This window comes from Nocardiopsis halotolerans DSM 44410 (genome assembly GCF_000341065.1).
Lineage (GTDB): Bacteria > Actinomycetota > Actinomycetes > Streptosporangiales > Streptosporangiaceae > Nocardiopsis > Nocardiopsis halotolerans.
Genome location: NZ_ANAX01000289.1, coordinates 1 through 15,981, shown reverse-complemented (window position 1 = coordinate 15,981; position 15,981 = coordinate 1). Strand labels below are relative to the sequence as shown.

Here is a 15,981-nt window from a genome sequence, read left to right as displayed (position 1 = left end):
GGGCGCGAACGGGCAGCCGCCGAAGCCGCCCAGGCTGGAGTCGAGGACCCGTACACCCGCGTCCACGGCCGCGAGCGCGTTGGCGTAACCGGTGTTGCGGGTGTTGTGGAAGTGACAGCGCAGCGCGCGGCCGTCCGCGACCTCGCCGACCCTGGCCAGGAGGTCGCCCACCTGCCGGGGCACGCCCACGCCGATGGTGTCGGCCAGCGCGATCTCCACCGCTCCGGTGTCGGCGACGCGGCGGACCACCTCCACCACGCGCTCGGGCGGCACCTCGCCGTCGAAGGGGCAGCCGAACGCGGTCGAGACGGTGACGCTCAGCGGGATGCCCGTTCCGGAGAGTTCGGCGTCGATGTCGGCCAGGGCGCCGAGCATCTCGTCGACGGTGCACCCCTGGTTGCGGACGCAGAAGCCGTCGGTGGCGGGCACCGCCACGTTGACCTCGGACACCCCCGCGGCCACCGCGCGGTCCAGGCCGCGCCGGTTGAGCACCAGTCCGATGTGGGAGACCCCCGGCGCGCGCGTGACGGCCGCCATGATCTCCTCGGCCCCGGCCATCTGGGGGACGCGCCTGGGGTTGACGAAGCTGACCGCCTCGATCCGGCGGACCCCCGCGGCCACCGCGCGGTCGATCAGCTCGACGCGGTCCTCGACCGACAGGGTCCTCGCCTCGTTCTGGAGGCCGTCGCGCGGCCCCACCTCGACGATCTCGACGTGCTCCGCGCCCTCGGGCCCACGATCGTTCGCGGTCATCGCCTCTCACCTTCCCACGCGCCCTTGCGTCCGCGCACAGGTTAGTGGAGCGGCCGCCGGCGGATCCGTACCGGGGGGCGGCGACGCCCGTGGCCCACCGTTGTCCACAGGAGCGGGAACGGGCTGGCGCGCGGCGGGCGAACACGGTTTCCTGGATATTGGGGGGCCGCCCACCCCGTGACGCCGTGCTGCCCGGAACCCGCTCCGCGCCTCAGCGCAGGGCCAGGGCGGGGCGGACCTCCCACGTCGTCCACACCGGCCGGTACCCCATGCGGTGCCAGAACGGCCCCGACAGCGGGTTCATTGCGGCGTAGTTGAGCACCGAGACGCCCACGCCGTGGCTGTCCAGCGCCTGGTGCGCCTGGCCCACCAGTGCCGTGCCGATCCCGTGACCGCGCTCGGCTGCGACCACCACGCCGTAACCGATGTGCGCGATCGGGCGCGCGTTGACCAGCGACCTGGCCCACCGCGAGCGTTCGGGCGGGGACACCCACAGCAGGCCCACGGCGCGTCCGCGGCGTTCGGCCAACCAGATCCAGGAGCGGGAGCGGTTCAGCGCCCGCGCGGCGACCTCACGGGTCTGCTCGGCGGTGTCCGGTTGCAGGAACACCCCGCCGAAGTGCTGCTCGTAGCGGTGCTCCTCCATGAGCAGACCGACCACCTGGGTCAGGTCGCTGCGGTCGGCCAGCCTGATGGTCACGTCGCGCGGCGGCAGCGACGGGGGCACCCCCCGGCGGCGCTGCCGCGCGGCCAGCACGGTGTAGGGCTGGAGGCCGTGGCGCTGCAACGGGATGATGCCGCACACGTCACGGGCGGGCCAGCTCACCAGGGCCGCCGACTCCGAACCGGTACCGGTCGGCAGGTCCTCCAGCTGGTCGCGCCAGCTGGTCAGCAGGGAGTCCAGGGCACGGCTGGGTTCGGGACCGCCCACGATGGGGGTGAGCCAGTGCTGGTCGGGCACGCCCCAGATCCGGCCGACCTCACCGGGCTGGTACCAGGTGTAGTGCATGGTGCCCGCGGCGACGGGGCGACCGTCCTCGTCGCTGACGGTCAGCAGGGGATAGGAACCCTGGGGGAAGTTGACGGGTTCGGGCAGCAGGGGATCGGCGTCCGCCCAGCGCTGGGCCGCCGAGCGCACCAACGGGTCCAGGCCGACGTCGCCTCCGGGCGACTCATCATGCCGCACCCGTGCGACATAACCGCTCATCCACCCCTCCCCTAGCGGGTTCTCACGTCGAACGCGCGACCCCGGACCGGTGCCGGATGGCGCGCGCGGCGCCCTTGGGCCGTCGTGCCGCCCCGACGGGAACAGGTTGCACCGCGGGCGGGACGAAACGACCGTACCGCCTCGGAGCCGACCGGGAGGACGAAAACGCCAACTGCAACCAAGAATTCACTCCGCGTCGCCACACCCGCCCGACCTCGGCGTCCACACGCCCTGCCGTACACGCGAGTGGACGCGCACCACGGTAACGGATCGAAGGTCACTCTCGGATGCCGGGGCGGTCAACGCGCCGACACGGATCCCCGGTGCGCCAGCGCCTTCCGCTCAGGCGCGTGCGGCGCCGCCCTGGACGACGTCGGTGTTGCGACCGTGGTTGATCACCTCGGGGTCGCCGGAGGCGAAGGAGACCGTGTTGTCGACCCCCACCAGCACGATCTTGTCCGCCGAGCCCACGTCGACGGTGGATCCCCGGCCGGTGGCGCGCACCAGGCCGCAGCTGCCGTGCAGGACGACCACGGCGTCGTCCGCGGTGACCACGACCTCGCGGTCCCCGCAGTCCTCACTCACCTCGGCGCCGTCGTCGACGACGATGAGCACGTCGTCGGTGCTGACGTTGTGGTCGGGCATGGCGGGCCCCTCCGCGGCGTCCTCGGTGCCCGGGGCGCCGTTGGGCGGCTCCACGTCCTCGTGCCCCGAGGCCAGACCGCAGCCGGGCAGAAGGCAGGTCAGCAGCAGGCCACCGCCCGCGGCCGCGAGCAGCCGAACTCTCATGTCTCCCCCACAACCGAATACCCGGCAATCGCGACATACAGCTCGCGCGAAGCCAAGAGTATGTCACGTGGAGGTAACTGCGCGACCTCATCGTTTTCGGAAAGTTCCCGCCCCGAGACCTCGGGGCGGCCCGGCCCCGCTGACACGGGGCCGGAACCGCGCTCCCTTGGGGACTCGCGTCACTTCACCCCGGCCGCGTCCATGCCGCGAAGCTCACGCTTGAGCTCACCGATCTCGTCACGCAACCGGGCCGCCAGCTCGAACTGGAGGTCGGTCGCCGCCTGGTGCATCTGCTCGCTCAACTGCTCGATGAGCCCGGCCAGCTCCGCGCGCGGCATGTTCGCCACCTCCGCGGAACGCTCGCCCAGCGCGGGCACCGGCGCACGGCCGCCCCTGCTCCCCGGGGCGCGGTAACCGGTGGCCATGAGCTCCTCGGTGTCCACGTCCTCCCGGTTGAGCGTGTCCAGGATGTCGGCGATCTGCTTGCGCAGCGGCGTGGGGTCGATCCCGTGCTCGGCGTTGTAGGCCAGCTGCTTGTCCCGGCGCCGGTTGGTCTCGTCGATGGCCGCCCGCATGGAGTCGGTGACGTTGTCGGCGTACATGTGCACCTGGCCCGCGACGTTGCGCGCCGCACGGCCGATCGTCTGGATCAGCGAGGTCTCCGAACGCAGGAAGCCCTCCTTGTCCGCGTCCAGGATCGCCACCAGCGACACCTCGGGCAGGTCCAGTCCCTCACGCAGCAGGTTGATGCCCACCAGCACGTCGAACTCGCCCACCCGCAGCTCGCGCAGCAGTTCCACCCGGCGCAGCGTGTCCACCTCGCTGTGCAGGTACCGCACGCGGATACCGAGTTCGGTGAAGTAGTCGGTGAGGTCCTCGGCCATCTTCTTGGTGAGCGTGGTGACCAGCACCCGCTCCTCGCGCTCGGCGCGCACCCGGATCTCGTGCACCAGGTCGTCGATCTGCCCGTCGGTCTGCTTGACCAGCACCTCGGGATCGACCAGGCCGGTGGGGCGGATGACCTGCTCGACCACCTCACCGCCGCCCTGACGGAGCTCGTAGCGGCCCGGCGTCGCCGACAGGTAGACGGTCTGCCCGATGCGCTCGGTGAACTCCTCCCACTTCAGCGGCCGGTTGTCCAGCGCCGACGGCAGCCGGAACCCGTGCTCCACCAGGGTGCGCTTGCGCGCGGCGTCGCCCTCGTACATCGCGCCGATCTGCGGGACGGTCACGTGGGACTCGTCCAGCACCAGCAGGAAGTCCTCGGGGAAGTAGTCCAGGAGCGTGTTGGGCGGGCTGCCCGGCTCGCGGCCGTCGAAGTGGCGCGAGTAGTTCTCGATGCCCGAGCAGGTGCCCAGCTGCTGCATCATCTCCAGGTCGTGGGTGGTACGCATGCGCAGCCGCTGCGCCTCCAGCAGCCTGCCCTGACCCTCCAGTTCGGCCAGCCGCTCGCCCAGTTCCGCCTCGATCGAGGCGATGGCCCGCTCGGTGCGCTCCTCACCGGCCACGTAGTGCGAGGCGGGGAAGATGAACATCTCCTGGCTCTCGCCCAGCACCTCGCCGGTGAGCGGGTGCAGGGTCAGCAGGCGCTCGACCTCGTCACCGAACATCTCGATGCGGATCGCCAGCTCCTCGTAGACCGGGATGATCTCGACGGTGTCGCCCCGCACGCGGAACGTGCCGCGCGTGAACGCGGTGTCGTTGCGGGAGTACTGCATCTCCACCAGCCGGCGCAGCAGCTCGTCGCGGTCGACCTCCATGCCGACCGCCAGCTGCGCCATCCGGTCCACGTACTCCTGCGGGGTGCCCAGGCCGTAGATGCACGAGACCGAGGCGACCACGATCGTGTCCCGGCGCGTGAGCAGCGAGTTGGTGGCCGAGTGGCGCAGCCGCTCGACCTCGTCGTTGATCGAGGAGTCCTTCTCGATGTAGGTGTCGCTCTGCGGTACGTAGGCCTCGGGTTGGTAGTAGTCGTAGTACGACACGAAGTACTCGACGGCGTTGTTCGGCAGCATCTGGCGCAGCTCGTTGGCGAACTGCGCCGCCAGGGTCTTGTTGGGCTGCATCACCAGGGTCGGCCGCTGGAGCTGCTCCACCGTCCACGCCACGGTCGCCGTCTTACCGGTACCGGTGGCGCCGAGCAGCACCGTGTGCGGTTCGCCGTCCCGCACCCTCCGGCTGATCTCGGCGATCGCGCCTGGTTGGTCCCCCGCCGGGGTCATCTCCGAGACCACCTCGAAGGGCGCCTCGCTGCGCTTGATGTCGCTGACCGGTCGCACGTCGCCTCTTCTCCCATCGAACGGCGGGCCGCCCCCGCGCCCGCGTGTCCCTCAACCCCAACGCTACAGACTGCCGACGACATCCCTTAGCCGCTCCCGAACGGGGGTACGAGAGTAGAATCGAGACCAGCGTTTGTGTCCGAAGCGAGGTGACAGCCGTGTCACACCCCTCCAGACCGACCTTCGACCCGGACCTCCCTCCCCGCGCGGTCACGCGCATGAGCGCCCATCCCGAGAAGCTGATCCCGGCCTCGGCCGGTCCGCCGCGCGGTCCCACATGGAGGCAGGGCGCCCTGTTCGCCGCCGCGGGGTGCGGCTCCCTCGCCGCCATCGCCCTGCTCTTCCCGGCCACCGGTGCCCTTCTCGTGGCCCTGCTCTGCCTGGGGACGACCGTGACCGTCCTCGGCCTGGTCCGGCTCCAGGACTCCTTCACCGACGACTGGGCCGACCTGGTCATGCACGCCTTCTGGGCGCTGCCCGCCTCCACCGCCGGGGTCCTCGGCGCCCACATGCTGCTCGGCCAGGTCCTCGGGCCGCTCGGCGCCGTCGTGCCCGGCGACCCCGCGACCGCCGCCCTCTACCTGACCGCCGCCGCGGGCGGCGCGGGGGCCATCATGCGCCCGGGCATGGTCACCCGCCTGGCCGCGGAGTACTCCGACCGGTACGTCCTGCCCGAGGACTTCGGCCGCCCCTACCACTACGTGACCCAGCGCGACGAGCCGGAGGCCCACCTGTTCGCCCAGCTCCAGCAGGCCACCGACCGGGTGGAGGAGGGCATCCGGGTGCTCGGCCCGTCCTTCGACGGCAGCCGGACCCTGCCCCTGCTGCGCGAGGAGGAGTGGCGGCTGTCCCAGGAGCTGCTGCGGCTGCGCTCCCTGCGCACGGAACTGGTGACGCGCAAGCACGAGGCCGTGTCCGACCAGGTCGCGCGGGCGCTCGAACCGCAGGAGGAGGCGGTCGCCCGCGCCCACGCGGCGCTCACCGAGCGGGTCGGGGTGCTGACCGGCTACGGCGAGCGCGTGCGGGCGGCGGTGACCGCGCACCGCGAGTGGGAGCAGTGCCAGGAGATCGCGGACCGCGCCGGGGACTACGCGGACCTGGCGCTGTCCTCGTCACTGGACACGATGCGCACGGAGGAGCTCGACGACAGCCTGCTCAGCGTCCAGGCCGCGCACTCGGTCCGGGAGGAGCTGGTGCGCGAGGCCGTGGCCGCCGGATCGTCCCTGTCCGAGGCCCTCCACCGGGACCGTGACCACAAGGGTTAGGTCGGGACCACTTCGAGGTCGTCTTCGGGCCAGTCCCGCAACGTGAAGACCGGACATCGGAGGGACCCGCTGAGCAGGCCGTACAGGTAGTCGACGGTGGGCATCTCGTGGCGGGCCCACCGTCCTCTGCCGTCCGCCAGCAGGGCCCACCCGTCCGGATCGCCCACCGCCTCCCAGTAGAGGTCGAACCCGTTGTCGTCGCTTCCTACGAAGAGCAGGTCGGAGAAGACGACCCGGTAGTCCCCGTCCCCGCCACGGTAGGAGATCCGGTCTCCCACGATGGTGATCTCGTCACTCTCGTGGGCCCACCTCAGGTCATCGCGGTGCGACCGGCTGTTCTCCGGCAGACGCTCGCTGACCGTGAAGTGGAACCTGTTGTCGACCGCGAAGCCGTTCGCGCCGAGGCGGGTGAGCAGTTCCCGGACGTCGGCGGGCAGGGGCAGGTCGGGCGGACCGTCCGCGGTGGGCTCCGGAAGCCCCAGCGGGTACAGCAGGCGGACCAGGTAGTCGACGGTGGACACGCGCACGTCCTCCGGTGCCGTCGGGATCGGGGATTCGGCGGGGACGCTACCGGGCGCGCTTGAGGAGCTCGCGCCACAGTTGGGCGACCCGGTCGCCCAGCTGCTCGCGGGTGCCGGAGTTGTCGACCACCAGGTCGGCGGCGGCCAGGCGGGTCTCCCGGTCGACCTGCGCGCGGATACGGTCCCGCACCTGCTCGCGCGGCATACCGCGGTTGACGGAGACGCGCTCCACCCGTACCTCGTCGGGGGCGTCGACCACGACCACCACGTCGTAGAGCGGGCCCAGACCGTTCTCCACCAGCAGCGGAACGTCGTAGACCATCACCTCCACCCCGGAGGCCACGGCCTCCTCCATGAGTTGGTCGCCGCGCTCGCCCACCAGGGGGTGCACGATGGCGTTGAGCCTGGCCAGGCTGTCCTCGTCGGCGAAGACGATCTCCCCCAACCGCGGCCGGTCCAGCCGCCCGTCCGGGGTGAGCACCTTCTCGCCGAACTCGGCGACGACCGCGTCCAGCCCGGGGGTGCCGGGTTCGACGACCTCCCGGGCGAGGGCGTCGGCGTCGATGACGGTGGCGCCGTAGGCGGCCAGTTCGGCCGAGACCGCGCTCTTGCCGGAGCCGATCCCGCCGGTGAGTCCCACTTTCAGCATGCCGAAAACCCTAGACCGCCGTCTCCCTCTCGGCGACGCCGCCCCCTCCGGACCGCTCCGGGCCGAGCTCCTTGCGCATGTGCACCATGACCAGGTGTTCGGCGACGCGCTCACGGGAGGTCTCGGCGTATCCCAGGCGGCGGTAGAACCGCTGCTGCCCGGCGTCCTGGGCGCCCGCGGACAGGGTGAGCGCGGTCAGGTCCGGGTATCCCTCGCGCAGACGCCGTTCGAGGTCGGCCAGGAGCGCCCGCGCGATCCCCCGGCGGCGCAGGTCGGGGACGACCGCCAGGCGGGAGACCACCGCGCCGGTTCCCATCACCCGCGACCGGACCGCGCCGACGAGGCGGGGCCCGGCGACCGCCTTGAGCACGAGGGTGTCCTCCTGCCCCAGCAGCTTCTCCACTCTCTCCAGGCCCTCGGTGAGCGGCAGGACGAAGGGGTCTCCGTAGGCCTGGGCCTCGTCGACGAAGGCCGCCCTCTGGAGGGTGAGGACCTCGCCCGCGTCGGCGGGGGTGGCCGGGTGGATGTCGAACACGTCGCCTCCTCACGCGCCCCGCCCTCGCGGGGCACGCCACGACCCTAGTTCCCCCCGGCCGCTCCGGAGCCCCGGACACGGCGAGGGGCCGCCCCCTCCGGAAGGAGGAAGCGGCCCCGCGCTGGTGTCAGCGTATCCTCAGGCCGTCGCCTAGGCCTCGCCGCCCGCGAGCTTCTCGCGGAGGGCGGCCAGGGCCTCGTCCGAGGCCAGGGCGCCGCTGGAGGACTCCGAGCCGGACGAGCCGCTGCTCTGTCCGCCGCCGGTGTACTCCTCCTCCTCGACCGGAGCCGGGGCGTTGGCCGCGTCGGCCTCGGCCGCGCGGGCCTCCTCGACCTGCTTGCGGTGCGCCTCGAAGCGGGCCTGCGCCTCGGCGTAGCTGCGCTCCCACTCGTCCCGCTGAGCCTCGAAGCCCTCGAGCCACTCGCCGCTCTCGGGGTCGAAGCCCTCGGGGTACTTGTAGTTGCCCTGCTCGTCGTAGTCGGCGGCCATGCCGTACAGGGTGGGGTCGAAGTCCACCTGGTCCGGCGAGACACTCTCGTTGGCCTGCTTCAGCGAGAGGCTGATGCGACGGCGGTCGAGGTCGATGTCGATGATCTTGACGAAGATCTCGGTACCGACCTGGACGACCTGCTCGGGCACCTCGACGTGGCGCTCGGCCAGCTCGGAGATGTGGACCAGGCCCTCGATGCCCTCCTCGACGCGCACGAACGCACCGAACGGAACCAGCTTGGTGACCTTGCCGGGAACGACCTGGCCGATCTGGTGGGTCCGGGCGAACTGCTGCCAGGGGTCCTCCTGCGTCGCCTTGAGCGACAGGGAGACGCGCTCGCGCTCCATGTCCACGTCGAGGACCTCGACGGTGACCTCCTGGCCGACCTCGACGACCTCGCTCGGGTGGTCGATGTGCTTCCAGGACAGCTCGGAGACGTGCACCAGGCCGTCCACGCCGCCCAGGTCCACGAACGCACCGAAGTTGACGATCGAGGAGACGACGCCCTTGCGGATCTGACCCTTCTGGAGGGTGTTGAGGAAGGTCTGGCGGACCTCGGACTGGGTCTGCTCCAGCCAGGCGCGGCGGGACAGGACCACGTTGTTGCGGTTCTTGTCCAGCTCGATGATCTTCGCCTCGAGCTCACGGCCGACGTAGGGCTGGAGGTCGCGCACGCGGCGCATCTCGACCAGGGACGCGGGCAGGAAGCCGCGCAGGCCGATGTCGAGGATGAGACCGCCCTTGACGACCTCGATGACGGTGCCGGTGACGACGCCGTCCTCCTCCTTGATCTTCTCGATCGTGCCCCAGGCGCGCTCGTACTGGGCGCGCTTCTTGGACAGGATCAGGCGGCCTTCCTTGTCCTCCTTCTGGAGGACGAGGGCCTCGACCTGGTCGCCGACGGCAACAACCTCGCCGGGGTCGACGTCATGCTTGATCGAGAGTTCCCGTGAGGGAATCACACCTTCGGTCTTGTAACCGATGTCGAGCAAGACCTCGTCTCGATCGACCTTCACGATGGTGCCCTCGACAATGTCACCGTCGTTGAAGTACTTGATGGTCTCGTCGATCGCCGCGAGGAAGGCTTCCTCGGACCCGATGTCGTTGACCGCTACCTGGGGTGTCGAGGTGGCCTCGGTGCTGCTCGTCATTTGTGGGTGGACTCCGGATACGGACAGATTCAGAAAATGGGCACGCCGCAGGTCCGAATCCGCCGGTCCCCACCCGGTGGACGGAGCCGTGACGGTGGTGAAACCACCGGAACGCCAGCCGTCGGGTACCGAGAGTGTTGACCGGAGGAGCGCGCCCCCACCGTCTCCATGGAGACAGCGGACGCCCACACGAACCCACAACGCTCCGGCCAGAATATGAGACAAGGGCGTCCTGGTCAATCGGAACCCAGGGCCGCCAACCCGGCGTAGGTCGCAATGGCGGCAATTTACCCGAGCATGGCGGTCAAGATCAACCGGGGGGTAGCCGCACGTCCGGACGGGGTCACGCCCCTGGGGGAAGGCCGTGCGCCCACGATCGGGGCCGTGGACGGGACACGCGGAAAAGTCGAAGAGAGGAGGGGTTACGGTCAGTCCATAGGAGGACGGGAGCGTGACCGTTTGACGGCGCTCCGCCGTTTCTTGGCATCCAGACGGCGTTGTCGGGACGCACGGCTCGGGCGGGTCGCGCGGCGTTCGCGCGCGGGCGGCGCCGTCGCCTCCTCCAGCAGCGCCGCCATCCGCTCCCTGGCCTCGACCCGGTTGCGCGCCTGCGACCGGTGCGTCTGCACCGTGACCGTGAGCACACCGTCGACCAGGCGTCCGTGGAGCCGCTCCAGCGCGCGCTGGCGCCGCGTACGCCCCAGGCTGGTACAGGCCGCCACGTCCAGGGACAGGGACACCCTGGTGTCGGAGGTGTTGACGTGCTGGCCGCCCGGCCCCGAGGAGCGGGAGAAGCGCCACGTGAGCGCGTCGGCGGAGACGGTGACCGGTCCCACGGTCAACCCCTCGGTGGCCGTGCCCCGTGTCGTCACCGTCCCCGCCTCCTCGCGTCACGCGTTCCGTACGCCGCGGCCCCTGTCAGTGCGCGGCGTCGTGCCAGTTCTGTCCGCTGCCGACCGAGACGGCCAGCGGCACACGCAGATCATAGGCGGAGCTCATCTCGTGCGTCACGAGCTTTTCGACCGCCTCGCGCTCACCGGGGGCGACCTCCACCACGAGTTCGTCGTGTACCTGGAGCAGGACCCGCGAGGTGAGCCCGCGCTCGGTGAGGGCCGCGTCCACCTGGAGCATGGCCACCTTGATGATGTCGGCGGCCGACCCCTGGATCGGCGCGTTGAGCGCCATGCGCTCGGCCATCTCCCGGCGCTGCCGGTTGTCGCTCGTCAGGTCCGGCAGGTAGCGGCGCCGTCCCATCATCGTCTCGGTGTAGCCGACCCTGCGGGCCTGCTCCACCACGGCGTTGAGGTAGTCGCGCACCCCGCCGAACTCGGCGAAGTAGTCCTCCATCAGGCGCTTGGCCTCCTCCGGCGTGATCCCCAGCTGCTGGGACAGGCCGTAGGCGCTCAGCCCGTAGGCCAGGCCGTAGCTCATCGCCTTGATCTTGGACCGCGCCTCGCCGTCGACCTGCTCGACCTCGACGCCGAAGACCTGCGCGGCCATCTGCGCGTGGAAGTCGTAGCCGCTGTTGAAGGCGTCGATCAGCGCCTGCTCGCCCGACAGGTGCGCCATGATGCGCAGTTCGATCTGGCTGTAGTCGGCGGTGAGCAGCTCCTCGAAGCCCTCCCCCACCACGAACGCGCGCCGGATGCGCCGCCCCACGTCGGTGCGCACCGGGATGTTCTGGAGGTTGGGGTCGGTGGAGCTCAGACGGCCGGTCGCGGCCACCGTCTGGTTGAAGGTGGTGTGGATGCGGCCGTCGTCGGAGACCGTCTTGATCAGGCCCTCGACCGTCGTGCGCAGCTTGGTCTGGTCGCGGTGGTGCAGCAGCACCGCGGGCAGCTCGTTGTCGGTCTGCGTGGCCAGCCAGGCCAGCGCGTCCGCGTCGGTGGTGTACCCGGTCTTGATCTTCTTGGTCCTGGGCAGCCCCAGGTCCTCGAACAGGACCTGTTGGAGCTGCTTGGGCGAGCCGAGGTTGAACTCGCGTCCCACCACCTCGTGCGCGCGCTCCACCGCGCCGCGGGCCGCCGCGGCGAACTCGCCCTGGAGGCCCTCCAGGTACGGGCGGTCGGCGGCGATCCCGGCCCGTTCCAGACGCGCCAGGACGTCCACCAGCGGCAGCTCCACCCCGTGCAGCAGGTGGGTGCCGCCGCGCCTGTCCAGTTCGGCGGACAGCACCCCGGCCAGGTCGCGGGTGGCGCTCGCGCGCACGGCCAGCAGGTGCTGGGGGCCCGAGCCCGTGTCGCCGTCCTCGCCCAGGTCCAGGGTCAGCTGGTCGCCGGAGGAGGACTCCTCCAGCTCCCGTCCCAGGTACCTGCGGCACAGGTCGGCCAGGTCGAAGCGGCGCTGCCCCGGCTGGACCAGGTAGGCGGCCAGGGCGGTGTCGCTGACCACCCCTCCCAGGGTCCACCCGTGCGCGCCCAGCGCCAGCAGGGCGCCCTTGTACTCGTGCACCGCCTTGGGCCGGTCGGGGTCGGCCAGGAAGGCGGCGAGCGCCTCGGTGTCGGCCGGGTCCAGGGCGGTGGGGTCGACGAACACCGCCTCGCCTGTGGGCACGCTGATCGCCAGCCCGTCCACCCGGCCGGTGCCCTGGCCCCAGGTGCCGTCCAGGGCCAGTCCGGCGGGAGCGGTGGGCGTGAGCGTGTCGGTGGTCGCGGTGTCGGGGGCGGCGTGCTCGGCCAGCCATGCGGCCAGCTCACCGGTTCCGGCCACGGTCAGGTCGACCTGGAAGCCGTCGGTGGGCGCGGCTCCGGCCTCCTCGGCCCCGCCTTCGGCCAGACGGACGACGGAGTAGAGGCGCTCGCGCAGGTTGGAGGCGAACTCCAGGTTGTCGAAGAGCGCGTCGATCCCGGCGCGGTCGGCCTCGCCCAGCCCCAGGGCGGTGACGTCCACGTCCAGGTCCACGTCCGTGGCCAGCAGGTTGAGCCGCTGGTTGCGCAGGACGTCGTCCAGGTGGTCGCGGAAGTTCTGCCCCGCCTTGCCGGTGAGCTCGTCGGCGCGGGCGACCAGCTCGTCCAGGGAGCCGTACTTGGCGATCCACTTGGCGGCGGTCTTGGGGCCCACGCCGGGCACGCCCGGGAGGTTGTCGGCCTTCTCCCCCACCAGGGCGGCCAGGTCGCGGTAACGCTCCGGGGGGACCCCGTACTTGTCCTCGACCGCGGCGGGGTCCATCCGCCGCAGGTCCGACAGGCTCTTGCCCGGGTACAGGACCGTGCAGGAGTCGGTGACCAGCTGGAAGGCGTCGCGGTCGCCGGAGGCGATGAGCACCTCCATGCCCGCCTCACCGCCCCGGTGGGCCAGGGTGGCGATGACGTCGTCGGCCTCGAAGCCCGGAGCGGACAGGTTGGTGACGCCGACCAGGCGCATGAGGTCCTGGGTGAGCGGCACCTGGGAGGGGAACTCCGGCGGTGTGTCGGAGCGGCCGTCCTTGTACTCGGCGTACTCCTCGTGCCGGAACGTGGGCCCGGACAGGTCCCACGCCACCGCGACGTGGGTGGGCTGCTCGTCACGCAGCAGCTTGACCAGCATCGACGCGAAGCCGTAGACGGCGTTGGTCGACTGCCCGGTCGTCGTGCCGAACTTCTCCACCGGGAGCGCGAAGAACGCGCGGAAGGCCATCGAGTGGCCGTCCAGGAGGAGGAGTCGGGGGCGCTGGCCGCCGGCGCCGGAGGGAGCGGGGGCGGGCGCACCGGCCGCCCCCGTGCTGGCCGGGGATGTCTGGTCGGGGGTCTCTCGCTTGGTCACCACAGACAAATCCTAGGATGCGACGCAGACACTTCGCGGCCACATCGCGAGGGCACCGGAGAACAGTGGACGACAGCGGGAGGGCCGACTCCGGACCGGCGGGGTCTCCCGGACCGGATCCGGCCCGGGCGGCGCCTCCGACGGATCGGGAGGCACACATCATGACGACGGACTCCGAGGCGATGCGCCGGATGCTCGACGCGGGCGGCTTCGTGGGCGGCCTGGGCGAGCGCATGGGCATCGAGGTGACCGAGGTGTCAGCCGAGCGCGTGGTGGGCCGGATGCCGGTGGAGGGCAACGTCCAGCCGTTCGGTCTCCTGCACGGAGGGGCGTCGTGTGTGCTGGCCGAGTCCCTGGGGTCGATCGGCTCGACGGCCCACGCCTCCCGGTTCGGGAAGATCGCCGTCGGCATCGAGATCAACGCCACCCACCACCGGTCGGCCACCGAGGGGTACGTGACCGGTGTGGCCACCCCGGTGCACCTGGGCCGGACGCTGGCCACGTGGGACATCGCCATCACGGACGACAAGGACCGGAAGGTGTGCACCTCCCGGCTGACGTGCATGCTGCGCGAGATGCCCCAGGCGTAGCGGGATCGGGGCGGGCCGGGCAGAGCGAGCCGGACGGAACCGTATGGGGCCGGAAGGACGCTGTGGCCCGTATAGCGGTCAAGGGTTTTCGCACATTGCGGAAGGGCCGCTTCACGCCTGCGTGTAGCCCCGCTGTAGCTTTCCTACAGCCCGACCGTAACTCTTGACGGTCGGGCTTTGCCATGCCTGGACACCGCGACAGTTTGCTGCCCTGCGGGCACGGATAGCTCCGATCTGTACAGACACGAAACGAGCGGTGCCAATGATGACTACAGAGCCATAACAGCATGACGGCGAGTCGGCACCAACGCCCGCTCTGTTCTTTCCGGGCCGGAACTTTCGTGATTAAGCTCCGCTAATGCTCCTGATTAAGTCATGCCACACATAGCGGGCATCAGGACGCACATGCTCATCGGCACCTCTGCGTCACGCAGTGTGTGCTTCGCCGGTTGAACGGAGTGACCACGACATGGCAAGCAAGAAGGTCCTAGGCCTCACTGCCGCAACCGCGGCCCTTGTCCTCGGCCTGACCGCGTGTGGCAGCGAGGGGGGCGACGGAGGCGACGGTGGTGACGGCGGCGGCGAGTTCACCTACGGGATCCTCTACCCGCAGACCGGTAACCTCGCCTTCCTCGGTCCGCCCCAGATCAGCGCCGCCGAGTACGCGATCCAGGAGATCAACGACGCCGGGGGCATCCTCGGCACCGACGTCCCCAAGATCGTCCCGGGCGACGAGGCGGGCGACAACGCCCAGGCCAACCAGGCCGCCAACAACCTCGTCGCCGACGGAGTGAACGCCGTCATCGGCGCCGCCGCCTCCGGTATGACGCAGGCGACCTACGACACCATCACCGGCGCCGAGGTCGTCCAGTGCTCCGGCTCGAACACCGCCGCCGAGCTGAGCGACATCGAGGACGGTGGCTACTACTTCCGCACCGCCCCGAGCGACCTGCTCTCCGCCGTCGTGATGGCTCGCACGATGATCGAGGACGGCAACCAGAACATCGGCATCGTCGCCCGCGCCGACGACTACGGCGGCGGTTACGCGCGCGCCCTCCAGGAGGAGCTGGAGAGCCTCGGCGCCCAGGTCGTCGTCAACGAGACCTACGACCCCCTGGCCACCACCTTCGACTCGGTCGTCACCAGCGTCAACGGTGCGGAGCCCGACGCCGTCGCGCTCATCGCCTTCGAGGAGGGCGCGCAGGTCATCGCCCAGATGCTGGAGAGCGGCGTCGAGGGTGAGCAGGTCTACGTCACCGACGGCCTCAACGACCCGAACCTGGGCGAGACCGTCAGCGCGGACAACCCCGACAGCGTCATGGGCATCACCGGTATCGCCCCGAGCGCGGACAACCCGGAGTTCATGGAGGGTCTGACCAACTTCAACCCGGACCTGGAAGTCTTCCAGTTCGCCCCCCAGGTCTACGACTGCGTGACCTCGATCGCCCTCGCCGCCGAGGCCGCGGGCAGCGTCAACCCGTCCGAGTACGTCGCCGAGCTGCCCAACATCAGCCGTCCCGAGGGCACCGAGTGCGGCTCCTTCTCCGAGTGCCGTGACCTGCTGGCCGACGGTGAGGAGATCAACTACCAGGGCGTCAGCGGCAACATCGACTTCGACGACAACGGCGACCCGACCGCCGCCACGTTCGAGATCTTCCACTACGGCGAGGACGGTCACGAGATCCTCCGCTACGAGGAGCACTCCCTCCAGGATTAGCGAGCGGATCAGTGAGTGAATCGGCGAGTGGTCCAGATCACCTGACGCCGATCCCTGGCACCGATCTCTGAGAGCGCCCCGGAAGGCCCAAGGCTTTCCGGGGCGCTTCGCGTTGTGGAGAGGCGCGAAGGAAGAGAGAAGAGGCGGGAGGCAAGGAGGCAGGGATCCGGGGAGGCAGGAAGGCGGAGAGACAGGAGTGCTGAGAGGCAGGAAGGCGGGGAGACAAGAGTGCGGGGAAGCGGAGGGAGACACCATCAAGCCCTTTCCTCGCGCGACTGTGGCGGTGCGCCGACG

General features: G+C 70.6%; 13 protein-coding genes. 3 read left to right on the top strand and 10 right to left on the bottom strand.

Translation table 11 applies throughout. The features are described from left to right. The 4 genes from D455_RS0121470 to uvrB all read right to left on the bottom strand — a co-directional run. Positions 1–753: hydroxymethylglutaryl-CoA lyase (locus D455_RS0121470; RefSeq protein WP_017572746.1), on the bottom strand; the 753-nt coding region annotated here is incomplete at its 3' end. 211 nt (positions 754–964) lie between these two features. Further along, complete coding sequence (locus D455_RS0121465) at positions 965–1,960, bottom strand: GNAT family N-acetyltransferase (protein ID WP_026122853.1); 996 nt, start codon at positions 1,958–1,960, stop codon at positions 965–967. Positions 1,961–2,302: 342 nt separating this feature from the next. Then, positions 2,303–2,749, bottom strand: a complete 447-nt coding sequence (locus D455_RS0121460; RefSeq protein ID WP_017572744.1) for a DUF3060 domain-containing protein — start codon at positions 2,747–2,749, stop codon at positions 2,303–2,305. Positions 2,750–2,928: 179 nt separating this feature from the next. Continuing rightward, on the bottom strand, positions 2,929–5,028 hold the full coding sequence (gene uvrB / locus D455_RS0121455; RefSeq protein WP_017572743.1) for an excinuclease ABC subunit UvrB: 2,100 nt from the start codon (positions 5,026–5,028) through the stop codon (positions 2,929–2,931). 218 nt (positions 5,029–5,246) lie between these two features. Here uvrB and D455_RS0121450 point away from each other — a divergent pair, with 218 nt between their 5' ends. Continuing rightward, the gene (locus D455_RS0121450; protein WP_051064689.1) at positions 5,247–6,293 is read left to right on the top strand and encodes a hypothetical protein; all 1,047 of its coding nucleotides are present in this window, start codon (positions 5,247–5,249) and stop codon (positions 6,291–6,293) included. Here the strand turns inward: D455_RS0121450 and D455_RS0121445 are convergent. The 6 genes from D455_RS0121445 to polA all read right to left on the bottom strand — a co-directional run bounded on the left by D455_RS0121445 (position 6,290) and on the right by polA (position 13,383). Beyond that, the gene (locus tag D455_RS0121445) at positions 6,290–6,814 is read right to left on the bottom strand and encodes a hypothetical protein (protein WP_017572741.1); all 525 of its coding nucleotides are present in this window, start codon (positions 6,812–6,814) and stop codon (positions 6,290–6,292) included. The two genes, D455_RS0121450 and D455_RS0121445, sit on opposite strands and share 4 nt — an antisense overlap. A gap of 46 nt (positions 6,815–6,860) precedes the next feature. Beyond that, positions 6,861–7,463 carry a dephospho-CoA kinase gene (gene coaE, locus D455_RS0121440; RefSeq protein WP_017572740.1) on the bottom strand — a complete coding sequence of 201 codons (603 nt, stop codon included), beginning with the start codon at positions 7,461–7,463 and terminating at the stop codon, positions 6,861–6,863. Between the two features lie 10 nt (positions 7,464–7,473). Beyond that, the gene (locus tag D455_RS0121435) at positions 7,474–7,998 is read right to left on the bottom strand and encodes a GNAT family N-acetyltransferase (protein WP_017572739.1); all 525 of its coding nucleotides are present in this window, start codon (positions 7,996–7,998) and stop codon (positions 7,474–7,476) included. 150 nt (positions 7,999–8,148) lie between these two features. After that, on the bottom strand, positions 8,149–9,639 hold the full coding sequence (gene rpsA, locus D455_RS0121430) for a 30S ribosomal protein S1 (protein WP_017572738.1): 1,491 nt from the start codon (positions 9,637–9,639) through the stop codon (positions 8,149–8,151). 428 nt (positions 9,640–10,067) lie between these two features. After that, positions 10,068–10,511: an alternative ribosome rescue aminoacyl-tRNA hydrolase ArfB gene (gene arfB / locus D455_RS0121425; RefSeq protein WP_017572737.1), complete on the bottom strand. Its 444-nt coding sequence runs from the start codon at positions 10,509–10,511 to the stop codon at positions 10,068–10,070. 46 nt (positions 10,512–10,557) lie between these two features. Further along, positions 10,558–13,383, bottom strand: a complete 2,826-nt coding sequence (gene polA, locus D455_RS0121420; protein ID WP_026122852.1) for a DNA polymerase I — start codon at positions 13,381–13,383, stop codon at positions 10,558–10,560. A gap of 158 nt (positions 13,384–13,541) precedes the next feature. Here polA and D455_RS0121415 point away from each other — a divergent pair, with 158 nt between their 5' ends. Then, positions 13,542–13,970, top strand: coding sequence for a PaaI family thioesterase (locus D455_RS0121415; protein WP_017572735.1), 429 nt, complete (start codon positions 13,542–13,544; stop codon positions 13,968–13,970). Positions 13,971–14,439: 469 nt separating this feature from the next. Continuing rightward, entirely contained in the window at positions 14,440–15,687 is a 1,248-nt protein-coding gene (locus D455_RS0121410) for an ABC transporter substrate-binding protein (protein ID WP_017572734.1), read from the top strand. Positions 15,688–15,981: the final 294 nt, after the last annotated feature.